We start from the raw sequence: 20303 nt of genomic DNA, 5'->3' as shown, positions 1-20303 counted from the left end.
AAAAGTGCGGCTAACTGTATGACCCGATAGGTGTACGCTTTACATCACCGATGCGTCTTTCTATATTCAAAAATCATCTGAAGATTCATCGACGATAATGATATTTATAGAAAAAGCCGCAAATAAGGCTGACGGGTGATGCGTAATGGTTAATGCGGTAATCGCAATTCACGGTGGCGCCGGGGCAATCACCCGTGCACAGCTCAGCCCTGAGCTTGAGAAGCGCTACATTGATGCGCTGTCCACCATCGTGGAAGCGGGCCAGCGAATGCTGGAGGCGGGCGAAAGCGCGCTGGATGTGGTCACCGAGGCGGTGCGCCAGCTGGAAGAGTGCCCGCTGTTTAATGCGGGTATTGGGTCGGTATTTACCCGTGACGAAACGCACGAGCTGGATGCCTGCGTCATGGACGGAATTAGCCTGAAAGCCGGCGCCGTTGCAGGCGTCAGCCATTTGCGTAATCCCGTGCTGGCCGCGCGTCTGGTCATGGAGCAGAGCCCCCACGTTCTGCTGACGGGGGCGGGCGCGGAGCAGTTTGCCTTTGAACACGGGATGGAGTCGGTATCGCCCGATCTCTTTTCCACCGAGGCGCGCTATCAGCAGCTGCTGGACGCGCGTACTGCGGGCATGACGCAGCTTGACCACGCCGCGCCGCTGGATGAGCGTACCAAAATGGGCACCGTTGGCGCGGTGGCGCTCGATAAGGCCGGCAATCTTGCCGCAGCCACGTCCACCGGCGGTATGACCAACAAGCTACCGGGTCGGGTAGGCGACAGCCCGCTGCCGGGGGCGGGGTGCTATGCCAATAACGCCACGGCGGCGGTCTCCTGCACCGGAACCGGCGAAGTGTTTATCCGCGCTCTGGCGGCCTACGACATCACCGCGCTGATGGATTACGGCGGGCTGAGCCTGAGCGAGGCCTGCGAGCGCGTGGTGATGGAGAAACTGCCCGCGCTGGGCGGCGTCGGCGGGCTCATTGCGGTAGATCGCGAGGGTAACGTGGCGCTGCCGTTCAACAGCGAAGGGATGTACCGCGCCTGGGGCTATGCGGGTGATGAGCCCAGTACGGGGATTTATCGTGAATAAGGGGGCAACGCGTGCCGCACAGTGAAGAGCTGGACAGCCGGGAAGTACTGGCGGTTCATCAGCTGAATATTGCCTTTCAGGAAGAGCGGCAGTTCATCCCTGCAGTACAGGATTTATCGTTTTCGCTCAACCGCGGCGAAACGCTGGCGATCGTTGGGGAGTCCGGTTCAGGTAAATCCGTCACCGCGCTGGCATTGATGCGCCTGCTTGAACAGACGGGTGGGCAGGTGAACAGCGAGCAAATGCTGCTGCGCCGCCGTAACCGACAGGTCATCGATTTAAACGAACTGAGCGCCTCGCAGATGCAGGGCGTGCGCGGGGCGGATATCGCCATGATCTTCCAGGAGCCGATGACCTCGCTGAACCCGGTCTTTCCGGTGGGGGAGCAAATTGCCGAGTCCATTCGGCTGCATCAGGGTCTGAGCGGCGATGAAGCGCTCCTTGAGGCTAAGCGGATGCTGGAGCAGGTACGGATTCCGGAGGCGCAGGCCATTTTAGCGCGCTACCCGCACCAGCTTTCCGGCGGAATGCGCCAGCGCGTGATGATCGCCATGGCGCTGTCGTGCCGCCCGGCGGTGCTGATCGCGGACGAGCCGACGACGGCGCTGGATGTCACCATTCAGGCGCAGATCCTGCAGCTAATCAAAGTCCTGCAGCAGGAGATGGACATGGGGGTGATCTTTATCACCCACGATATGGGCGTGGTTGCCGATATTGCCGATCGCGTGCTGGTCATGCACCAGGGCAATGCCGTGGAGACCGGCAGCGTAGAGCAAATATTCCATGCGTCCGTTCACCCCTACACCCGCGCGCTGCTGGCGGCGGTGCCGCGCCTTGGCGCAATGAACGGCAGCGATTTACCGCGCCGTTTCCCGCTAATCTCCCAGGGCGATCCGGGGCGTCAGGAAGCGGAGACCGAGCAGGATACGGTAGTGCCGGGCAAGCCGATCCTGGAAGTGCGCGATCTGGTCACCCGTTTTCCCCTGCGCGGCGGAATACTGAACCGCGTGAAGCGCGAAGTGCATGCGGTTGAAAACGTCAGCTTTGACCTGTGGCCAGGCGAAACGCTGGCGCTGGTGGGGGAGTCCGGCTGCGGTAAATCCACCACCGGGAGGGCGCTGCTCAGGCTGGTGGAGTCGCAGGAAGGGAGTATTACCTTCAACGGCGAGCGCATTGACACCCTGCCGGAGAGCAAGCTGCAGGCGGTACGCCGGGATATTCAGTTTATTTTTCAGGATCCGTATGCCTCGCTCGATCCGCGCCACACGGTGGGGTACTCAATTATGGAGCCGCTGCGGGTGCATAACCTGCTCGACGGCGAAGCGGCGCAGCGCCGCGTGGCCTGGCTGCTGGAGCGGGTGGGCCTGAAGCCGGAACACGCCTGGCGCTATCCGCACGAATTTTCCGGCGGCCAGCGGCAGCGCATCTGCATTGCGCGGGCGCTGGCGCTAAACCCAAAGGTGGTAATTGCGGACGAATCTGTTTCAGCGCTGGACGTCTCTATCCGTGCGCAAATCATCAATTTACTGCTCGATTTACAGCGGGATTTGGGGATCGCATTCCTGTTTATCTCCCACGACATGGCGGTTGTGGAGCGCATCAGCCACCGCGTGGCGGTGATGTACATGGGGCAGATCGTTGAGATTGGCCCGCGCCGCGCGGTCTTTGAAAACCCGCAGCATCCGTACACCCGCAAGCTGATGGCCGCCGTACCGGTTGCCGATCCTGCGCATCGTCACGCCCAGCGCGTGCTGCTGCAGGACGAAATGCCGAGCAATATTCGTAAACGGGGCGAAAGCATGGAGCGCGTGGCGCTGCGTGAAGTGGGTCCCGGTCATTTTGTCGCACCACCGCGTCAGGACAATGCATTTTCGCGGTTATAACTTACAACAGGCAGGAGAACACAATGGTTAAATTTGTTGCTCGGACATGGCTGTTAGCCGCGAGCGTGACGGCAGCCCTGGCCGCATCCCCCGCGTTCGCTGCCAAAGACGTGGTCGTCGCGGTCGGTTCCAATTTCACGACGCTGGATCCGTATGACGCTAACGATACCCTCTCCCAGGCGGTAGCGAAATCGTTCTACCAGGGGCTGTTTGGCCTGGATAAAGAGATGAAGCTCAAAAACGTGCTCGCGGAGAGCTATACCGTTTCGGACGACGGGCTGGTCTATACCATCAAGCTGCGCTCCGGCGTGAAGTTCCAGGACGGCACGGATTTCAACGCGGAGGCGGTGAAGGTGAACCTCGACCGCGCGAGTAACCCGGAAAACGGCCTGAAGCGCTATAACCTGTATAAAAACATCGCCAGCACCGAGGCGGTTGACCCGGCGACCGTGAAAATCACCCTCAAAGAGCCGTTCTCCGCGTTTATCAATATTCTTGCGCACCCGGCGACGGCAATGATTTCGCCAGCGGCGCTGAAGAAATACGGTAAAGAGATCGGCTTCCACCCGGTCGGCACCGGCCCGTACGAGCTGCTCACCTGGAACCAGACCGATTTTGTGAAGGTGAAGAAGTTCGCCGGATACTGGCAGCAGGGGTTGCCGAAGCTGGACACCATCACCTGGCGTCCGGTGGTGGACAACAATACCCGTGCGGCGATGCTGCAAACCGGCGAAGCGCAGTTTGCGTTCCCGATCCCTTACGAGCAGGCGGCGCTGCTGGCGAAAAACGGCAAGCTGGAGCTGGTCGCCAGCCCGTCGATCATGCAGCGCTACATCAGCATGAACGTTACGCAAAAACCGTTTGATAACCCGAAGGTGCGTGAAGCCATTAACTACGCGATCAACCGCCAGGCGCTGGTGAAGGTGGCGTTTGCGGGCTATGCGACTCCGGCGACTGGCGTGCTGCCACCGGCTATCGCCTATGCGCAAAGCTACCAGCCGTGGCCGTACGATCCGGCCAAAGCGCGCGAGCTGCTGAAAGAGGCGGGCTTCCCGAACGGCTTCAGCACCACGCTGTGGTCATCGCATAATCACAGCACCGCCCAGAAGGTGCTGCAGTTTACCCAGCAGCAGCTGGCGCAGGTGGGCATCAAAGCGCAGGTAACCGCGATGGACGCCGGCCAGCGTGCGGCGGAAGTGGAGGGCAAAGGTCAGAAAGAGAGCGGTGTGCGGATGTTCTACACCGGCTGGACGGCCTCAACCGGAGAAGCAGACTGGGCGCTGTCACCGCTGTTTGCCTCACAGAACTGGCCGCCAACGCTCTTCAACACGGCCTTTTACAGCAACCCGCAGGTGGATAAAAACCTGTCTGACGCGCTGAAAACCACCAAACCGGAGGAGAAAGCGCGGCTGTATAAAGAGGCGCAGGACACCATCTGGAAAGAGTCACCGTGGGTGCCGCTGGTGGTGGAAAAACTGGTTTCTGCCCATAACAAAGCGCTGACCGGGTTCTATATCATGCCGGATACGGGCTTTAGCTTTGATGACGCGGATTTAAAATAAACCTCATGCTGAATTATGTTTGTAAACGCCTGCTGGGGCTGATTCCGACGCTGCTGATTGTGGCGGTGCTGGTCTTTTTGTTTGTTCATATGCTGCCGGGCGATCCTGCTCGGCTGGTGGCGGGGCCGGAGGCTGATGCGACCGTTATCGACCTGGTGCGCAAGCAGCTGGGTCTCGACCAGCCGCTGTACAAGCAGTTTCTGCACTATATCGGCAACGTCCTGCAGGGCGATTTTGGCACCTCGATGGTGTCGCGTCGCCCGGTATCGGAGGAGATTGCCAGCCGTTTTATGCCCACCTTCTGGCTAACGATTGCCAGCATGAGCTGGGCGGTGGTGTTTGGGCTGGGCGCCGGGATTGTGGCCGCCGTCTGGCGCAACCGCTGGCCGGATAAGCTCGGCATGGCGCTGGCGGTGACCGGCATCTCCTTTCCGGCCTTTGCGCTGGGCATGCTGCTGATGCAGATTTTCTCCGTAGAGCTGGGCTGGCTGCCGACCGTGGGCGCCGATACCTGGAAACACTACATTCTCCCTTCCATGACGCTGGGCGCAGCCGTTGCCGCGGTGATGGCGCGCTTCACCCGCGCGTCGTTCGTTGACGTGCTGAGCGAAGACTACATCCGCACCGCGCGGGCGAAAGGGGTGAGCGAGAAGTGGGTTATCCTGAAGCACGGGTTTCGCAACGCGATGATCCCGGTGGTGACGATGATGGGGCTGCAGTTTGGCTTCCTGCTGGGCGGCTCTATCGTCGTGGAAAAGGTCTTCAACTGGCCGGGTCTGGGGCGCCTGCTGGTCGACTCGGTCGACATGCGTGATTACCCGGTGATTCAGGCGGAAGTCCTGCTCTTCTCGCTGGAGTTTATTCTCATTAACTTAGTGGTGGACGTGCTCTACGCCGCCATTAACCCGGCCATCAGGTACAAGTAAGATGCGATTGTTGAACTGGCGTCGTCAGGCGGTATTAAACGCTATGCCGGGGCTCAAGCCGGACCATGTCCGCACGCCGTGGTCTGAATTCTGGCGGCGTTTTCGTCGCCAGCCCGTTGCGATAACGGCGGGACTCTTCGTGCTGCTGCTGATCGTGGTGGCGATTATTGCGCCCTGGGTCGCGCCCTTTGATGCTGAAAACTATTTTGACTATGACCGTCTGAACGACGGGCCGTCGATGCTGCACTGGTTTGGCGTGGACTCGCTCGGGCGCGATATCTTCAGCCGCGTGCTGGTGGGTGCACAGATATCCCTGGCCGCGGGGGTATTTGCGGTATTAATCGGTGCGGCGATTGGCACGGTGCTGGGGCTGGTAGCCGGGTATTACGAAGGCTGGTGGGACCGCATCATCATGCGTATTTGCGACGTGCTGTTTGCCTTCCCCGGGATCCTGCTGGCGATCGCCGTGGTGGCGATTATGGGCAGCGGGATGGCGAACGTTATCATTGCGGTCGCGGTCTTTTCGATTCCGGCCTTTGCCCGTCTGGTGCGCGGCAACACGCTGGTGTTGAAGCAGCAAACCTTTATCGAGTCGGCGCGCAGCATGGGCGCCAGCGATACTACTATTCTGTTCAGCCATATCCTGCCGGGCACGGTGTCGTCCATCGTGGTCTATTTTACGATGCGCATCGGCGTGTCGATTATCTCGGCGGCCAGCCTGTCGTTTCTGGGGTTAGGGGCGCAGCCACCGACGCCGGAGTGGGGCGCGATGCTGAACGAGGCGAGAGCGGACATGGTGATTGCGCCACACGTGGCGCTGTTCCCGAGCCTGGCGATTTTTTTGACCGTACTGGCGTTTAACCTGCTGGGAGACGGGCTGCGCGACGCGCTGGATCCGAGGATTAAGGGGTAGATTTATTGCCCCTCACCCTAACCCTCTCCCCGGAGGGGAGAGGGGACTGCTCGGTGCGGTTTTCCCCCTCGCCCCTTTGGGGAGAGGGCCGGGGTGAGGGGAATGTAATTAAACCCGGCTACCCCACAGGTCATACTCATCCGCGTTTTCAACCTTCACGCGAATAATATCGCCCGGCTTAACGCTGGTTTCGCCGTTAAGATACACCGCGCCGTCGATTTCAGGGGCATCCGCCATGCTGCGGCCAATCGCGCCTTCTTCGTCCACTTCGTCAACGATCACCATGATCTCGCGGCCCACTTTTTCCTGCAGGCGCTCGGCGGAGATCTGCTGCTGCAGCTGCATGAAGCGGTTCCAGCGCTCTTCTTTCACCTCTTCCGGCACCTGATCCGCCAGCTCGTTGGCGGTAGCGCCCTCCACCGGGCTGTACTTGAAGCAGCCGACGCGGTCCAGACGTGCTTCCTTCAGGAAGTCGAGCAGCATCTGGAAGTCTTCTTCGGTTTCACCCGGGAAGCCGACGATGAAGGTGGAGCGCAGGGTCAGTTCCGGGCAGATTTCACGCCACTGCTTGATGCGCGCCAGCTGGCGGTCAACGGAGCCAGGACGCTTCATCAGCTTCAGAATACGCGGGCTGGCGTGCTGCAGCGGGATGTCCAGATACGGCAGGATTTTGCCTTCGGCCATCAGCGGGATCACGTCGTCAACGTGCGGGTACGGGTAGACGTAGTGCAGACGCGTCCAGATGCCCAGCTTAGCGAGCTGCTCGCACAGGCCGACCATGCTGGTTTTCACCGGCTCGCCGTTGTGGAAGCCGGAGCGGTGCTTCACGTCTACGCCGTAGGCCGAGGTGTCCTGGGAGATGACCAGCAGCTCCTTGACCCCGGCATCAGCCAGGCGTTTGGCTTCCGCCAGCACTTCGCCGATAGGGCGGCTCACCAGATCGCCGCGCATGGACGGGATGATGCAGAAGGTGCAGCGATGGTTGCAGCCTTCGGAAATCTTCAGGTAGGCATAGTGGCGCGGCGTCAGCTTCACACCCTGTTCCGGCACGAGGCTCAGGAACGGGTTATGCTTTGGTTTTGGCACGTAGTGATGAACATGTTCCAGCACCTGCTCGTAGCTGTGCGGGCCGGTGATCTCCAGCACCTTCGGGTGCACTTCGCGGATTTGGTCCACTTTTGCGCCCAGGCAGCCGGTCACGATGACTTTGCCATTTTCAGTCAGGGCTTCGCCGATGGCTTCCAGAGACTCCTGAACCGCGCTGTCGATAAAGCCGCAGGTATTAACGATCACCATATCGGCGTTGTCGTAGCTTGGTACGACGTCATAGCCTTCAGTGCGAAGCTCGGTCAGGATGCGTTCGGAATCCACCAGGTTTTTCGGGCAGCCCAGGGAGACAAAGCCGATTTTCGGCTGGTGCGTAACATTGCTCATAGGTTAAAAATTCATCAATTATGGAGTTATCAGGGCGGGATTTTACAGCGTATCGCGGGGGATTTATACACTCTTTGCGGGGCAGATGAATCCTTCAGACGTTGTAACATTGTAAAGAATGTTAATCAGTTACGGTTTATTGATCTTCGGCATTCAATTGTACAAAATTTAACCTTATTATAATTGTGCAACATGGCTGACAGAGGAGGAACTAGCATGTCCGTTGACAGACTGAAACGCGATCTGCTTAACAAGCTGATCAACGCCCGAATCGACCTTGCCGCGTATCTACAGCTGAGGAAGGCGAAAGGGTATATGTCAGTCAGCGAAAGCGAACATCTGCGTGATAATCTCTTTGAACTTTGCAATTACATGCGTGAAAAAGCGCCGACCCTGAAGGCGGAATATGGCGAAAGCGAGCTGATGGCGCTGCGTCGTGCCGCCGAGGTGCTTTCCATCGCAGGGGTGTGCCTGATGAATGGACGCCATGACTGCCCCAATTTTATTGCTGTTAACGCAGAGAAGCTCGAAAACTGCCTGACGACGCTCTCTCTTTGCATCATGTGCCTGAACAAGCACGCTCGGCTTGAACAGCACTAAGCCCGGGGGAGGAAACTCCCCCTTCTGATCAAGCTTTTGTAAAAGTGGTAACGTGCCCGGACGATGTGGCTAATCTTTAAGCCATATGCTGATAAAGGAGCGCGTTATGCATCGATCCTCGCTGATTTTGGTCCCCGCGTTGTTATTCCCTGTGTCACTGCTTGCCGCGCCGGATGCGGTAAAGGTCGAGGTGCTCCAGACTAAGCTTGACTATCCCTGGTCGCTGGCGTTTTTGCCGGACGATAAGGGTCTCTTAATAACCTTAAGAGACGGCCAGCTGAAGCACTGGCAGGCGGGGAAAGGGCTATCCGATCCGATTGTCGGCGTACCGAGAGTGTGGGCGAACGGTCAGGGCGGTTTGCTTGACGTGGTGCTGGCCCCCGATTTTGAAAAATCCCGCCGGGTATGGCTGAGCTATGCCGAGGCGGGAGATGACGGGAAAGCGGGCACGGCGGTGGGGTATGGCCGTCTGAGCGACGACCTCTCGCGCATCGAAGCCTTCCAGGTGGTGTTCCGCCAGATGCCTAAACTTTCAACCGGCAACCACTTTGGCGGACGTCTGGTGTTCGACGGCAAAGGCTATCTCTTTATTGGTCTGGGTGAAAACAACCAGCGCCCGACGGCGCAGGATCTGGATAAACTGCAGGGTAAAGTGGTGCGCCTGACCGAAGACGGGAAAGTACCTGCGGATAACCCGTTCGTGAACGCCGCTGGCGCACGGCCTGAAATTTGGTCCTACGGGATCCGTAACCCGCAGGGGATGGCGATGAACCCGTGGAGCGACGCGCTATGGCTTAACGAGCACGGCCCGCGCGGCGGGGATGAAATCAACATTCCTGAAAAAGGGAAGAACTACGGCTGGCCGCTGGCGACGCACGGCATTAACTACAGCGGCCTGAAGATCCCCGAAGCGAAAGGCGAGCACGCCGAGGGCACCGAAAAACCGCTGTTTGTCTGGAAAGTATCACCCGCGGTAAGCGGCATGGCGTTCTACAACAGCGACGTCTTCCCTCAGTGGAAAAACAAGCTGTTCGTGGGGGCACTGAAGGAAAAAGACGTTATCGTGCTGAGCGTGGACGGCAATAAGGTGACCGAGGACGGGCGCATTCTGGGCGATAAAGACCAGCGCATTCGCGATGTGCGGGTTGGACCGGACGGGTATCTGTATGTTCTGACCGATGAAACGGACGGGCAGCTGCTGAAGGTCAGCCCGTCCGGAGCGTAATCAGGTGACCGGGATCATCACCACGTTACGGTAGGCCGGGCGATCGCTCAGCTGCTGGAGCCAGCGCTCAAGGTGAGGGCGCGGTGCCCACTTCAGGCCCATGTTGGTCAGGTTCCAGACGAAGGGCGCAACGGCAATATCGCCTACGCCGAACGCGTCACCGGAGAACCAGGCGTGCTTAGACAGCTCGTCGTCCATCATCGCAAACAGGTCTTCACAGGCGTCCTGCGCGGCGTGTATGGCGGGGTAATCACGTTCGGCCTCTGGCGTTCTGATTAGCCCCATCAGGATCACGCGGTGGGTCGGAGAAAGCGTCTGATTTGCCCAGTCCATCCACTTTTCACCCTGCGCGCGCTGCGCCGGGCTATCAACCCACAGGCGGCTCTGGCCGTACTGGGCGGCAAGATAACGCACAATGGTGTTGGATTCCCACAGCGTCGCGCCCGTCTCTTCATCGCGCAGCAGCGGCACCAGGCCGTTCGGGTTCATGGCGAGATAGTCCGACTCTTTGTTTACGCCAAACTGCAAACCTGCCATCACCTGCTTAAACGGTAAATCGAGCTCTTCCAGCGTCCAGAGGACTTTCTTAACGTTGGTTGAATTGTTCCTGCCCCACAGCGTAATCATGTTTACTCCCGATGAGATGTGAATCCGAGCCAGCGATTTGTCATGGTGAGATAAACCTAACCATTACGCAACAGGAGACAAATAATTCGTATGAATCAAAGCGTATCTGAATGTTATTGCATAAACTTTAAAAACTTTACCTGGTTTAGGTTTCTTTGAACGCTGTTGTGCGCTATTACTCATCGCTTCTTGCGACACGGTGATTGTGACGTGATTTTAGAAAGGACACTCGGGTGGCATTTATGACGCAAAAAACTTCTTCTCTGCGCAGCCTGGCGGCAGGTTCTGCGCTGCTTTTCCTTTTTTCCCCTACGCTTTATGCGGCAGAACAGGCGGCGCCCGAAGCGCCACCGGTAGATGCACGCGCCTGGATCCTGATGGATTACGCCAGCGGCAAGGTGTTGGCGGAAGGTAACGCCGATGAAAAACTCGACCCCGCCAGTCTGACAAAGATCATGACCAGCTATGTGGTCGGGCAGGCGCTGAAAGCGGGAAAAATCAAACTTGATGATATGGTCACCATCGGGAAAGATGCCTGGGCGACCGGGAACCCGGCGCTGCGCGGCTCTTCGGTGATGTTCCTGAAACCCGGCGATCAGGTTTCTGTATCCGATTTGAATAAAGGCGTGATTATTCAGTCTGGCAACGATGCCTGTATCGCGCTGGCCGATTACGTTGCCGGCAGTCAGGATTCTTTCATTGGCTTGATGAATGGCTACGCGCAAAAATTGGGCTTAACCAACACGACGTTTAAAACGGTTCACGGTCTCGATGCGCCGGGTCAGTTCAGTACCGCGCGCGACATGGCGCTGCTGGGAAAAGCGCTGATTCATGACGTACCGGAAGAATACGCTATCCACAAAGAGAAAGAGTTCACCTTCAATAAGATCCGCCAGCCGAACCGCAACCGCCTGCTGTGGAGCAGCAACGTCAACGTTGACGGAATGAAAACCGGCACCACGGCCGGGGCAGGTTACAACCTGGTGGCCTCTGCAACGCAGGGCGATATGCGCCTGGTGTCTGTCGTGTTGGGCACTAAAACGGACCGTATCCGCTTCAACGAATCAGAAAAACTGCTGACCTGGGGCTTCCGCTTCTTTGAAACGGTAACGCCAATTAAGCCGGATGCAACGTTTGTTAGCCAGCGCGTCTGGTTTGGTGACAAGAGTGAGGTAAACCTCGGAGCAGGCGAGGCCGGTTCAGTCACGATTCCGCGCGGTCAGCTGAAAAACCTGAAAGCCAGCTTCACCCTGACCGACCCGCAGCTCACCGCGCCGCTGAAAAAAGGCCAGGTCGTCGGGACGATTGATTTCCAGCTTAACGGCAAGTCGATTGAACAGCGTCCGCTGATTGTGATGGAAGCGGTGGAAGAGGGCGGTTTCTTCAGCCGGATGTGGGACTTCGTGATGATGAAATTCCACGGCTGGTTTGGCAGCTGGTTTAGCTAAACCTTATGGGTTTTTTCCCTCTCCCTGTGGGAGAGGGCCGGGGTGAGGGCATCAGGCCACACCCCTCTCAATACATCAGCTTCACCTGCTGCGCCTTCGCGTACGCTACCAGCTCGTCATCCGGGCGACAGTCACTCACAATGGCGTCAAACTGCGCCAGCTCGCCCATTCTTGCCGGGCGCACCTTGCCGAACTTGCTGTGATCGACCACCAGCACATGGTGCTGCGCAGCGTTCAGCGCCCAGTGCTTCACCGGCAGCTCTTCCAGGTTAAAGCAGGTTGCCCCCTGACGCACGTTCACGCCCGCCGCTGAGTAAAACGCGATGTCCGGGCATAGATTGTTCAGCGTATCCTGAAGATTGAGCGGCTTGAAAATGGCGTTGCTGGCGTGGAATTCGCCCCCGCAGAGGATCACCCGACACTCGGGTTTCTCCTGCAAGGCCAGAAAGGTGTTCAGGGAGTAGCATACGGCGGTAAACGGGATACTGCTGTCGATGGCTTCGATAATCCACGGGGTCGTGGTCCCGCAGTCAAAAAACAGGGTTTGATGCGGCTGCACCAGCATGGCGGCCAGCCGTGCCGCTTTGCGCTTCTCTTCAACAAGGCGGGTTTTTTGATCGCTTATCAGATAGTGGCTGGCGCTTCGCGGCTCGAGCACAATATACCCGCCCAACAGCACAACGGGCGCGCTGTCGCTGTTCAGGTCACGACGTATGGTCATCTCAGAAACGCCCAGCAGGGCCGCGGCTTCTTTGAGGTGCAGCTTATCGCTGCGCTTCAGCGCCTGCAGCAGCTGAGCAATGCGGTCATCGCGTCGTGTTTCCATAGTTCCTCGGGGTATAAAAGTGAGCCCCCGCAGGGCGGGGGCTCAAGTGTAACCTGTCGGACCGGGGTTAGTCACGTACCCAGCCTTTGCGGATCGGGATGGCAAACAGTATGCGATACAGCTGAGACAAGCCTTGATACAGCGCCTGACCAAAGAGGCTCCACAGGATGGCCGCGCTTACGCAGCCAATCAGCCCGACCAGGAATCCCCCGACCATATCCAGCGGCCAGTGCACGCCCAGGTAAACGCGGGACCAGGCGATAGCGGCCGCCACGATCATCAGTACCGCGCCGGACCACAGGCGATGCCAGAACAGGAACGCCAGTGCGAAGGTGAAAATCACCGTTCCGTGGTCGCTTGGGAATGAGTCATCCGGCGCGTGGTGCAGGAAGGTGTAGCCGACGTGTTCGACGAAAGGGCGATCGTGTGGGAACACGTGGCCCAGCACGTAGCTGGCGAGCACGCTGACGCCGAGCGCCATCGCCATTTTTATGACCAGCTGGCGCTGGGCGCTCACCTGACTGCGCGGTCCCCATAGCCAGAGGATGGCGGCCATGACCGGCACGATGCTAATCAGATCCTTAGCAAGGAAGGTGGCGAGATCAATCATCCACTCCGGCGAGGCGGGAGTTGCGTTGATCAGATAAAACAGTCCGTAGTTGAGATTCTCTAACATAGTGTTGTCACTCTTTCGCAAACCAGGTGGAAACAAGCCCGTAGACCACCACCTGGGAAAACCAGACCCACCACCCAGCCCACAGGTTGTGAGAGAAGAAATGTGCGCCGCGCATCACCTGGCCGTAGCCCATCGCCAGGCCCAACACCGCACCCAGCACGACAAAGCACCATGCCAGACGGGGACGCTCGCGCCAGAAGGCGAAAAACAGCCCCATCACCATAAAGCCGCTGGAGGCGTGACCGCCGGGGAAACAGCGTCCGGGGCCGCTGTCTGCCGGGACAGCGCTGAACAGGGGGTAAGAGACAGCCTTACCGCCGTATTCCACTAAGTCCCACGGGCAGCTGTGGTGGCTGATACTTTTAAGCAGGCCAACGACCAGTGCGCCAAGCCCCATCAGCAGTGCTGCAGTCACCAGTCTTGCGTTACGCGCGTAAGCGCCATAAAACAGCGCCGCGGCGCCCAGCGCGATGGCGATGTACTTCGCCAGCCGGTGGTTCAGCAGATCCAACAGATGGTTTTTCTGCAGCGGAAAACTCTGCGTTGCTGCGTCATACCAAAAACCGGTGATCCATTTATCGAGCGTTTCGTCGCGCGATAGCCAGGTAAACAATACGGCGAGGGCTATCAGCACGAAAAGCTGATAACCATAAAAGCGGGGCGGCAAACGGTAAAGACGTTTTGTCTTATTTGTCGGTAACTTAGATAATTCTGAAGGGGGGACGGTATGTGCCATAGTTTCGTTCGATGACGTGATAATAGGGCTATCATAAATCTGTCAACTTAAGGAAACCTTAAACAACGACGATAAGTGCTTTATTTCTGTTTTTTATGGATTATGTGCTATCTCGGCGTCCGGCAATTTATTACACTCATCGCGATTTTTTCATCATAAAGAGATTGCATGTCAAACCGTTCTTCTTCCGGTAATCGTCTGGGCCGTCAGGCGTTACTTTTTCCTCTGTGTCTGGTGCTCTACGAATTCTCTACCTATATCGGCAACGATATGATCCAGCCCGGCATGCTGACCGTTGTGGAGCAGTTCAACGCGGGTATTGAGTGGGTGCCCACCTCCATGACTGCCTATCTGGCAGGCGGCATGTTTTTGCAGTGGCTGTTAGGGCCGCTGTCGGATCGTATTGGCCGCCGTCCCGTGATGCTAACGGGCGTGGTGTGGTTTACCGTGACCTGCCTCGCCACGCTGCTCGCGCAAAACATTGAGCAATTCACCCTGCTGCGCTTCCTGCAGGGGGTTAGCCTGTGCTTTATCGGCGCCGTGGGGTATGCCGCTATTCAGGAGTCGTTTGAAGAGGCGGTGTGTATCAAAATTACCGCGCTGATGGCGAACGTGGCGCTGATTGCGCCGCTGTTGGGGCCGCTGGTGGGGGCTGCCTGGGTGCACGTCGCGCCGTGGGAAGGGATGTTTATTCTCTTCGCCGTCCTTGCCGCCATCTCTTTCTTTGGCCTGCACCGCGCGATGCCCGAAACCGCTACCCGCCTGGGTGAAAAACTCTCGTTAAAAGAGCTGGGGCGTGACTATAAAGAAGTCCTGAAAAACGTTCGCTTTGTCGCCGGTGCTCTGGCGACGGGCTTTGTGAGCCTGCCGCTGCTGGCGTGGATTGCCCAGTCTCCGGTCATTATCATCAGCGGCGAGCAGCTCAGCAGCTACGAGTATGGCCTGCTGCAGGTGCCGATTTTCGGCGCGCTTATCGTTGGTAACCTGGTGCTGGCGCGGCTGACCTCGCGCCGCACCGTGCGCTCGCTGATCGTTATGGGCGGATGGCCGATTGCGGCTGGGCTGATTGTGGCGGCTGTCGCCACGGTGGCCTCTTCCCACGCCTACCTGTGGATGACCGCAGGGCTGAGCATTTACGCCTTTGGCATAGGGGTGGCGAATGCCGGGCTGGTGCGCCTGACGCTGTTTGCCAGCGAGATGAGTAAAGGCACCGTGTCGGCGGCAATGGGAATGTTACAGATGCTGATTTTCACCGTCGGTATCGAGGTGAGCAAACACGCCTACGCGCTTGGCGGCAACGGGCTGTTCAGCCTGTTCAACCTTGCTAACGGCGTGCTGTGGGTAGGATTAATGGTGGTGTTCCTGAAAGACAAACGCGTCGGAAGCGCCCTGCAACCTTAATTCTTATTCCCTTTCCCTGTGTGAGTGCACGGAACAGTCCCCTCTCCCTGTGGGAGAGGGTTAGGGTGAGGGCACCAGAACGCACGGTATCAATTAAACGGTGCCTCTCCGTTCAACACCTTCTCAATCACGTTTAAAACGCCTTCATCATTATTGTGCGGCGCCTCGAACCGGGCGACGGCTTTGATATGCGGTTTGGCGTTGGCCATCGCAAAGCTAAACCCTGACTGACGCAGCATCTCCACGTCGTTACCGCTGTCGCCAAAGGCCACCACTTCGCCGTCTTCAATCCCCCAGCGTTCTTGCAAAATCCGCAAACCGTTAGCTTTATGTACGCCCGGGATGATCAGGTCAATGCTGCCGTGGCCGGTGGTGACGGGCACCATGATGTCGCCCAGCTTTTCATGCAGCAGCGCCTGAATGCGGGGGATCTCATCATCGGAAACGTTCAGGCCGAACTTAAAGAAGATATCGTTCAGGTTGTCGAAATCCTTCACCCTTTCCAGGCGGTGATAATATTTTGACGCGATATCGATGAAGGTATCGTCATAGGCTTTTAGCGTGTAGGCGCTGCCTTTCCCGCAGGCGATGATCTCAATGCCGGCAACATCGTTTAGCACGGCGGCCACGGTGTCGAAATGGGCTTTCGTCAGCTCGCCGTTGAACACGTCTTCACCGGCATCAACCACCCAGCCGCCGTTTTCGGCGACGAAGGCTATCTCATGCGCGATCTCCGGGAAAAAGGAGATTAGCTGGTAATACTGGTTGCCGCTGGCGACCACGAAGCGAATGCCTTGCTCCTTCATGCGCGCGTACTGTGCCAGAAAACGCTGGCGGTTATAGGTCTTCACATCGCTCAGAAAGGTGCCATCCATGTCTACTGCAATCAGTTTAACGCTCATATCCCTTCTCCAGTGTCGTTTGTTCTGCTTCCGGTTTTGCCACCGCGCGCGCCACCAGCGCGGCGATAATGACTAACCCTAACACCACCAGCATGGCGCTGCGCAGCCCGTAGTGCTCACCCAGGAACCCGAGCAGAGGTGGCCCAACCAGGAAAGCGAGGTAGCCGGTGGTTGCCACCACGCTGACGCGCGTCGGCGCATCCGGTCCGGTATCGCTGGCGGCGGAAATGGTGAGCGGGAAGCCGAGCGACGCGCCCAGTCCCCACAGAATCACCGAGACCCCGGCAATCCAGTCCACGTCCACAAAGATGATCATCGCAATACCTAACCCGCCGAGCAGGGCGCTGGCACGGACGACGGCCACGCGGCTGTAGCGGTCTATAAACCAGCCGCCGGTAAAGCGCCCGACGGTCATTCCAAGGGTAAATCCGGCGTAAATCAGCGAGCCAGAGGTAGGGCTAAAGCCGTGACCGTCCACCATCAGCAGCGGCAGCCAGTCGTTAGCAGAGCCTTCGGCGAAGGCCATCGCCAGCACTACCACGCCAATCAGCATCAGCTGCATATCCCGGTAAAACGGCAGCCCCTTTTCGGCTGATTTTTGTTCACCAGAGGTATTTTTACCCGTGCCGTCAGGGATCAATCGGATACCCGTCAGGATCGGGATAATACACACCAGCGCCGCCAGTAAAATATGCAGGTTGGCCGCAATACCAAACGCCGTCAGCGCCATCCCCACGCCAGCACCGGCCAGCGTGCCGAGGCTGTAAAACCCGTGCATCATCGGCAGCACGGTTTTGTTCATCTCCTGTTCGACGGCTGCCCCCTCGACGTTAATCGCCACCTCGGCCGCACCGAAGCTGCCGCCAAAGACCGTGAGCCCAAGGGCAAACAGAATCGGCGAGGCAAACCACAGGGCCACGCTCAGCACCATCATTCCGAACACCGCGCAGCACATGGTGGTACGGATCACCGCTTTCGTGCCAAAGCGCTTCACCAGCCAGGCGGAGCAGAGAATGCCGCTCATGGAGCCTATCGACAGGCCAAACAGCACGATGCCCATCTCCGCCGTGGAGACGGATAAAATATCCCGGATAGCAGGCGTACGCGTCGCCCAGGAGGCCATTAACAGCCCTGGAATAAAGAAGAACATAAACAGCGCCCACATGCGTAGCTGCAGGGTTTTGCGGGGAGAGGTCAGGGTCATTGGGTTCGCACCAGAAGTACAACAATAGCGACAACACTAGCAAGTTTGTGTACATTTGTACATAAACCGAATGAGGAATTTATGAGCAGACCACCGAACGATCCGCACCGGCGAGAAAAGATCCTGCAGGCGACGCTGGACACCATTGCCGAACACGGTATTCATGCCGTCACCCACCGTAAAATCGCCAGCTGCGCGGGGGTTCCTCTGGGGTCGATGACCTACTACTTTGACGGTAAAGAGCCGCTGCTTGAAGAGGCGTTTACGTGGTTCACGCAGCAGATGTCGCAGCAGTACCGGGAGTTCTTCGCGGGAGTAACCGGCCCTGAGATGGCGTGCGAGTCCATCACCAGCTTAATCCACAGCTCGGAAGTCACCACGCCACATAATATGGAGCTGATGTACCAGCTTTATGCCTTTATGAACCGCAGCGCGGCGCTGAAAACGGTGATGCAGGACTGGATGAAGATGAGCCAGGACACGCTGGAGCAGTGGTTTGATCCGGTAACCGCCCGCGCGCTGGATGCGTTTATCGAAGGGATGACGCTGCATTTTGTGACCGACAGGCAGCCGCTATCGCGGGAAGAGATTAGGGCGATGGTGGGGCGGATTGCGGGTGAGCAAAGGTAATACCCTGCGCGCAGCGGCAGGGCAATGATATTACTGCTCCTGAATTTTTTTTCCGGCAGCGTCGACGACCGCTTCGCCGTCTTCTTTGGTAAACGCCCCTTTTTGCGGGTCGGGTAAGATCTCCAGCACACGCTCAGAAGGGCGGCAAAGACGCACACCCAGTGGCGTAACGACAATGGGACGGTTAATCAGAATCGGGTGCTGCAGCATAAAATCGATAAGCTGGTCGTCGGTAAAGTTATCTTCAGCAAGGCCGAGCTGTTCATAGGGCTCCACGTTTTTGCGCAGCAGGTCCCGCACTGAAATGCCCATATCGGCAATGAGGGTGGTCAGCTTATCCCGCGACGGCGGGGTTTCCAGATAGAGGACAATCTCTGGCTCCGTGCCGCTGTTGCGGATCATCTCCAGCGTGTTACGCGACGTGCCGCAGGCGGGGTTGTGATAAATGGTGATGTGGCTCATATCAGTGGCTCATTACAGTGTGAAGGAGAGACGTAGCGCCAGCGCGGCGAGCGTCACAAACAGGACCGGCAGCGTCATAATGATGCCCGTCCGGAAATAGTAGCCCCAGGTAATCGTCATGTTTTTCTGCACCAGCACGTGGAGCCAGAGGAGGGTGGCGAGGCTACCGATGGGGGTGATTTTCGGCCCCAGATCGCAGCCAATCACGTTGGCGTAAATCATCGCTTCCTTGATCAATCCCGTCGCCGTACTGCCATCAATGGAGAGCGCGCCAATCAGCACCGTGGGCATATTGTTCATTATGGATGACAGAAACGCGGTGATGAACCCGGTTCCCAGCGTGGTGATCCACAGCCCGTGTCCGGCCAGGCTATCCAGCACGCCTGAGAGATATTCCGTCAGCCCGGCATTACGCAGGCCATACACCACCAGATACATCCCCAGCGAGAAGATAACGATCTGCCACGGCGCGCCGCGCAGCACTTTTCCGGTATTTATCGCATGTCCGCGTTTTGCGACAGCGAATAAAATCAGCGCGCCGACGGCTGCAATGGCGCTGACCGGAATACCGAGAGGTTCAAGTACGAAGAAACCGACGAGCAGAAGCAGCAGGACGATCCAGCCCGTTCTGAACGTCGGGAGATCGCGAATGGCCCGCGCGGGCTCGCGGAGTTTTGCCAGGTCATATTCCAGAGGGATTTCCTTGCGAAAGAACAGATGCAGCATCAACAGCGTTGCGGCAATCGCGGCGATATCCACCGGGACCATCACCGAGGCGTACTCGCTGAACCCCAGCTTAAAGAAGTCTGCCGAGACGATGTTGACCAGGTTGGACACAATCAGCGGCAGGCTGGCGGTATCAGCGATAAATCCTGCTGCCATCACAAACGCCAGCGTGGCCTGCTTGCTGAACCCCAGCGCCAGCAGCATGGCGATAACGATAGGCGTCAGGATCAGCGCCGCACCGTCATTGGCAAACAGCGCCGCCACGGCTGCGCCCAGCAGCACGATATAAGTAAACAACAGTCGCCCGCGACCGTTTCCCCAGCGGGCAACGTGGAGCGCCGCCCACTCGAAAAAGCCGGACTCATCCAGCAGCAGGCTGATGATGATGACGGCGATGAAGGTTGCCGTGGCGTTCCAGACGATATTCCACACGACCGGTATATCGTTAATGTGAATCACGCCGCTGGCCAGCGCCAGCACGGCGCCGATGGTGGCGCTCCAGCCGATACTGAGCCCCCTGGGCTGCCAGATGACCAGTACAAGCGTAAACAGAAAAATAGCCCCTGCCAGAAACATCGTTCACTCCGTTATATCTGTTTGTGTGAATATGTTGTTATCAACACGAGCCCGAAAGTCGGTTTTTAAGCTTCATGCGCGTCTCTTCCCGCAGGCAGTTCCAGCTGGTGTCGATAACGGTTGCCGCCCACGCAGGCATGTTGGGAGAGAGGCGGTAATGAACCCATTTCCCCTCGCGACGGTCAATAACCAGCCCGGACTCGCGCAGCAGCGCCATGTGGCGGGAGACCTTCGGCTGCGACTCCGTGGTCGCGGCGCAGAGATCGCAGACGCACAATTCTCCCGCTTCACGGAGCAGCATGACGATTGAGAGCCGCGTTTCGTCGGAGAGGGTTTTGAAGAGCTGGAGCGGGTGGAGCATTCTGCCATCCTGAATGTTCTTTAACATATATATTTAATCATATATGTTTGTGGCAAAGGAGAGAAGAGGAAGATAGCAGGAAGGATAGAAAAAGCGCCTGG

Annotated in this window: 19 protein-coding genes and 1 pseudogene; 10 read left to right on the top strand and 10 right to left on the bottom strand. The window is 58.0% G+C overall.

All coding sequences use genetic code 11. From position 1 onward, the window contains the following. The first annotated feature begins 145 nt into the window (after positions 1–145). From iaaA to gsiD, 5 genes and pseudogenes are all read left to right on the top strand, one after another. A pseudogene (gene iaaA / locus D5067_RS15595) lies at positions 146–1109 on the top strand (beta-aspartyl-peptidase). Then, positions 1096–2967 (top strand): glutathione ABC transporter ATP-binding protein GsiA, encoded by a 1872-nt coding sequence (gsiA, locus tag D5067_RS15590; RefSeq protein ID WP_119934948.1) that lies wholly within the window; start codon positions 1096–1098, stop codon positions 2965–2967. Before iaaA ends, gsiA begins: the two are co-directional and overlap by 14 nt. Before the next feature lie 23 nt (positions 2968–2990). After that, complete coding sequence (gene gsiB, locus D5067_RS15585; RefSeq protein ID WP_119934947.1) at positions 2991–4529, top strand: glutathione ABC transporter substrate-binding protein GsiB; 1539 nt, start codon at positions 2991–2993, stop codon at positions 4527–4529. A gap of 5 nt (positions 4530–4534) precedes the next feature. After that, positions 4535–5455 (top strand): glutathione ABC transporter permease GsiC, encoded by a 921-nt coding sequence (gene gsiC, locus D5067_RS15580; RefSeq protein ID WP_119934946.1) that lies wholly within the window; start codon positions 4535–4537, stop codon positions 5453–5455. Position 5456: 1 nt separating this feature from the next. After that, a complete protein-coding gene (gene gsiD, locus D5067_RS15575; protein WP_119934945.1) occupies positions 5457–6368 on the top strand; it encodes a glutathione ABC transporter permease GsiD in 912 nt (303 codons plus the stop codon). Positions 6369–6476: 108 nt separating this feature from the next. Here the strand turns inward: gsiD and rimO are convergent, their stop codons facing one another. Then, complete coding sequence (gene rimO, locus D5067_RS15570; RefSeq protein WP_119934944.1) at positions 6477–7802, bottom strand: 30S ribosomal protein S12 methylthiotransferase RimO; 1326 nt, start codon at positions 7800–7802, stop codon at positions 6477–6479. 216 nt (positions 7803–8018) lie between these two features. Here rimO and bssR point away from each other — a divergent pair, with 216 nt between their 5' ends. Continuing rightward, complete coding sequence (gene bssR / locus D5067_RS15565; RefSeq protein ID WP_119934943.1) at positions 8019–8402, top strand: biofilm formation regulator BssR; 384 nt, start codon at positions 8019–8021, stop codon at positions 8400–8402. Positions 8403–8508: 106 nt separating this feature from the next. Next, positions 8509–9627: a PQQ-dependent sugar dehydrogenase gene (locus tag D5067_RS15560; RefSeq protein ID WP_119934942.1), complete on the top strand. Its 1119-nt coding sequence runs from the start codon at positions 8509–8511 to the stop codon at positions 9625–9627. On the opposite strand, the gene D5067_RS15555 is transcribed toward D5067_RS15560, so the two are convergent. After that, positions 9628–10254 carry a glutathione S-transferase family protein gene (locus D5067_RS15555; protein WP_119934941.1) on the bottom strand — a complete coding sequence of 209 codons (627 nt, stop codon included), beginning with the start codon at positions 10252–10254 and terminating at the stop codon, positions 9628–9630. A gap of 242 nt (positions 10255–10496) precedes the next feature. On the opposite strand from D5067_RS15555, the gene dacC reads away from it, so the two are divergent. Continuing rightward, the gene (gene dacC, locus D5067_RS15550; RefSeq protein ID WP_119935453.1) at positions 10497–11702 is read left to right on the top strand and encodes a serine-type D-Ala-D-Ala carboxypeptidase; all 1206 of its coding nucleotides are present in this window, start codon (positions 10497–10499) and stop codon (positions 11700–11702) included. Positions 11703–11769: 67 nt separating this feature from the next. Here the strand turns inward: dacC and deoR are convergent, their stop codons facing one another. The 3 genes from deoR to D5067_RS15535 all read right to left on the bottom strand — a co-directional run bounded on the left by deoR (position 11770) and on the right by D5067_RS15535 (position 13940). Beyond that, positions 11770–12528, bottom strand: a complete 759-nt coding sequence (gene deoR / locus D5067_RS15545; RefSeq protein ID WP_119934940.1) for a DNA-binding transcriptional repressor DeoR — start codon at positions 12526–12528, stop codon at positions 11770–11772. 67 nt (positions 12529–12595) lie between these two features. Next, a complete protein-coding gene (ybjG, locus tag D5067_RS15540) occupies positions 12596–13204 on the bottom strand; it encodes an undecaprenyl-diphosphate phosphatase (RefSeq protein ID WP_119934939.1) in 609 nt (202 codons plus the stop codon). 7 nt (positions 13205–13211) lie between these two features. After that, positions 13212–13940: a phosphatase PAP2 family protein gene (locus D5067_RS15535; RefSeq protein ID WP_119934938.1), complete on the bottom strand. Its 729-nt coding sequence runs from the start codon at positions 13938–13940 to the stop codon at positions 13212–13214. Positions 13941–14108: 168 nt separating this feature from the next. Between D5067_RS15535 and D5067_RS15530 the strand changes: the two genes are divergently transcribed. After that, the gene (locus D5067_RS15530) at positions 14109–15341 is read left to right on the top strand and encodes an MFS transporter (RefSeq protein WP_119934937.1); all 1233 of its coding nucleotides are present in this window, start codon (positions 14109–14111) and stop codon (positions 15339–15341) included. 89 nt (positions 15342–15430) lie between these two features. Here D5067_RS15530 and D5067_RS15525 read toward each other — a convergent pair whose 3' ends face one another. Both D5067_RS15525 and D5067_RS15520 read right to left on the bottom strand, forming a co-directional pair. Further along, positions 15431–16243, bottom strand: a complete 813-nt coding sequence (locus D5067_RS15525) for a Cof-type HAD-IIB family hydrolase (protein ID WP_119934936.1) — start codon at positions 16241–16243, stop codon at positions 15431–15433. Beyond that, entirely contained in the window at positions 16233–17447 is a 1215-nt protein-coding gene (locus D5067_RS15520; RefSeq protein ID WP_119934935.1) for an MFS transporter, read from the bottom strand. Before D5067_RS15520 ends, D5067_RS15525 begins: the two co-directional genes overlap by 11 nt. An 81-nt stretch (positions 17448–17528) precedes the next feature. Here D5067_RS15520 and D5067_RS15515 point away from each other — a divergent pair, with 81 nt between their 5' ends. Beyond that, entirely contained in the window at positions 17529–18077 is a 549-nt protein-coding gene (locus D5067_RS15515) for a TetR/AcrR family transcriptional regulator (RefSeq protein ID WP_119934934.1), read from the top strand. A 30-nt stretch (positions 18078–18107) separates the two neighbouring features. Here the strand turns inward: D5067_RS15515 and arsC are convergent, their stop codons facing one another. From arsC to D5067_RS15500, 3 genes are read right to left on the bottom strand one after another with little or no spacing between them, the layout of a single operon-like run. Then, a complete protein-coding gene (gene arsC, locus D5067_RS15510) occupies positions 18108–18539 on the bottom strand; it encodes a glutaredoxin-dependent arsenate reductase (protein WP_119934933.1) in 432 nt (143 codons plus the stop codon). Positions 18540–18551: 12 nt separating this feature from the next. After that, positions 18552–19841: an arsenic transporter gene (locus D5067_RS15505; RefSeq protein ID WP_119934932.1), complete on the bottom strand. Its 1290-nt coding sequence runs from the start codon at positions 19839–19841 to the stop codon at positions 18552–18554. A 40-nt stretch (positions 19842–19881) separates the two neighbouring features. After that, positions 19882–20202, bottom strand: coding sequence for a metalloregulator ArsR/SmtB family transcription factor (locus D5067_RS15500; protein ID WP_119934931.1), 321 nt, complete (start codon positions 20200–20202; stop codon positions 19882–19884). Between the last annotated feature and the right edge of the window lie 101 nt (positions 20203–20303).

Source organism: Enterobacter huaxiensis, from assembly GCF_003594935.2.
GTDB classification, from domain to species: domain Bacteria; phylum Pseudomonadota; class Gammaproteobacteria; order Enterobacterales; family Enterobacteriaceae; genus Enterobacter; species Enterobacter huaxiensis.
This window is presented reverse-complemented; position numbering and strand designations above follow the sequence as displayed.

What these genes read in the sequence shown, in the direction of transcription:
- gsiB (WP_119934947.1), top strand. Translation starts at nt 2,991, where the DNA reads ATGGTTAAATTTGTTGCTCGGACATGGCTGTTAGCCGCGAGCGTGACG.
- gsiC (WP_119934946.1), top strand. Translation starts at nt 4,535, where the DNA reads ATGCTGAATTATGTTTGTAAACGCCTGCTGGGGCTGATTCCGACGCTG.
- gsiD (WP_119934945.1), top strand. Translation starts at nt 5,457, where the DNA reads ATGCGATTGTTGAACTGGCGTCGTCAGGCGGTATTAAACGCTATGCCG.
- rimO (WP_119934944.1), bottom strand. Translation starts at nt 7,802, where the DNA reads ATGAGCAATGTTACGCACCAGCCGAAAATCGGCTTTGTCTCCCTGGGC.
- bssR (WP_119934943.1), top strand. Translation starts at nt 8,019, where the DNA reads ATGTCCGTTGACAGACTGAAACGCGATCTGCTTAACAAGCTGATCAAC.
- D5067_RS15560 (WP_119934942.1), top strand. Translation starts at nt 8,509, where the DNA reads ATGCATCGATCCTCGCTGATTTTGGTCCCCGCGTTGTTATTCCCTGTG.
- D5067_RS15555 (WP_119934941.1), bottom strand. Translation starts at nt 10,254, where the DNA reads ATGATTACGCTGTGGGGCAGGAACAATTCAACCAACGTTAAGAAAGTC.
- dacC (WP_119935453.1), top strand. Translation starts at nt 10,497, where the DNA reads ATGACGCAAAAAACTTCTTCTCTGCGCAGCCTGGCGGCAGGTTCTGCG.
- deoR (WP_119934940.1), bottom strand. Translation starts at nt 12,528, where the DNA reads ATGGAAACACGACGCGATGACCGCATTGCTCAGCTGCTGCAGGCGCTG.
- ybjG (WP_119934939.1), bottom strand. Translation starts at nt 13,204, where the DNA reads ATGTTAGAGAATCTCAACTACGGACTGTTTTATCTGATCAACGCAACT.
- D5067_RS15535 (WP_119934938.1), bottom strand. Translation starts at nt 13,940, where the DNA reads ATGGCACATACCGTCCCCCCTTCAGAATTATCTAAGTTACCGACAAAT.
- D5067_RS15530 (WP_119934937.1), top strand. Translation starts at nt 14,109, where the DNA reads ATGTCAAACCGTTCTTCTTCCGGTAATCGTCTGGGCCGTCAGGCGTTA.
- D5067_RS15525 (WP_119934936.1), bottom strand. Translation starts at nt 16,243, where the DNA reads ATGAGCGTTAAACTGATTGCAGTAGACATGGATGGCACCTTTCTGAGC.
- D5067_RS15520 (WP_119934935.1), bottom strand. Translation starts at nt 17,447, where the DNA reads ATGACCCTGACCTCTCCCCGCAAAACCCTGCAGCTACGCATGTGGGCG.
- D5067_RS15515 (WP_119934934.1), top strand. Translation starts at nt 17,529, where the DNA reads ATGAGCAGACCACCGAACGATCCGCACCGGCGAGAAAAGATCCTGCAG.
- arsC (WP_119934933.1), bottom strand. Translation starts at nt 18,539, where the DNA reads ATGAGCCACATCACCATTTATCACAACCCCGCCTGCGGCACGTCGCGT.
- D5067_RS15505 (WP_119934932.1), bottom strand. Translation starts at nt 19,841, where the DNA reads ATGTTTCTGGCAGGGGCTATTTTTCTGTTTACGCTTGTACTGGTCATC.
- D5067_RS15500 (WP_119934931.1), bottom strand. Translation starts at nt 20,202, where the DNA reads ATGCTCCACCCGCTCCAGCTCTTCAAAACCCTCTCCGACGAAACGCGG.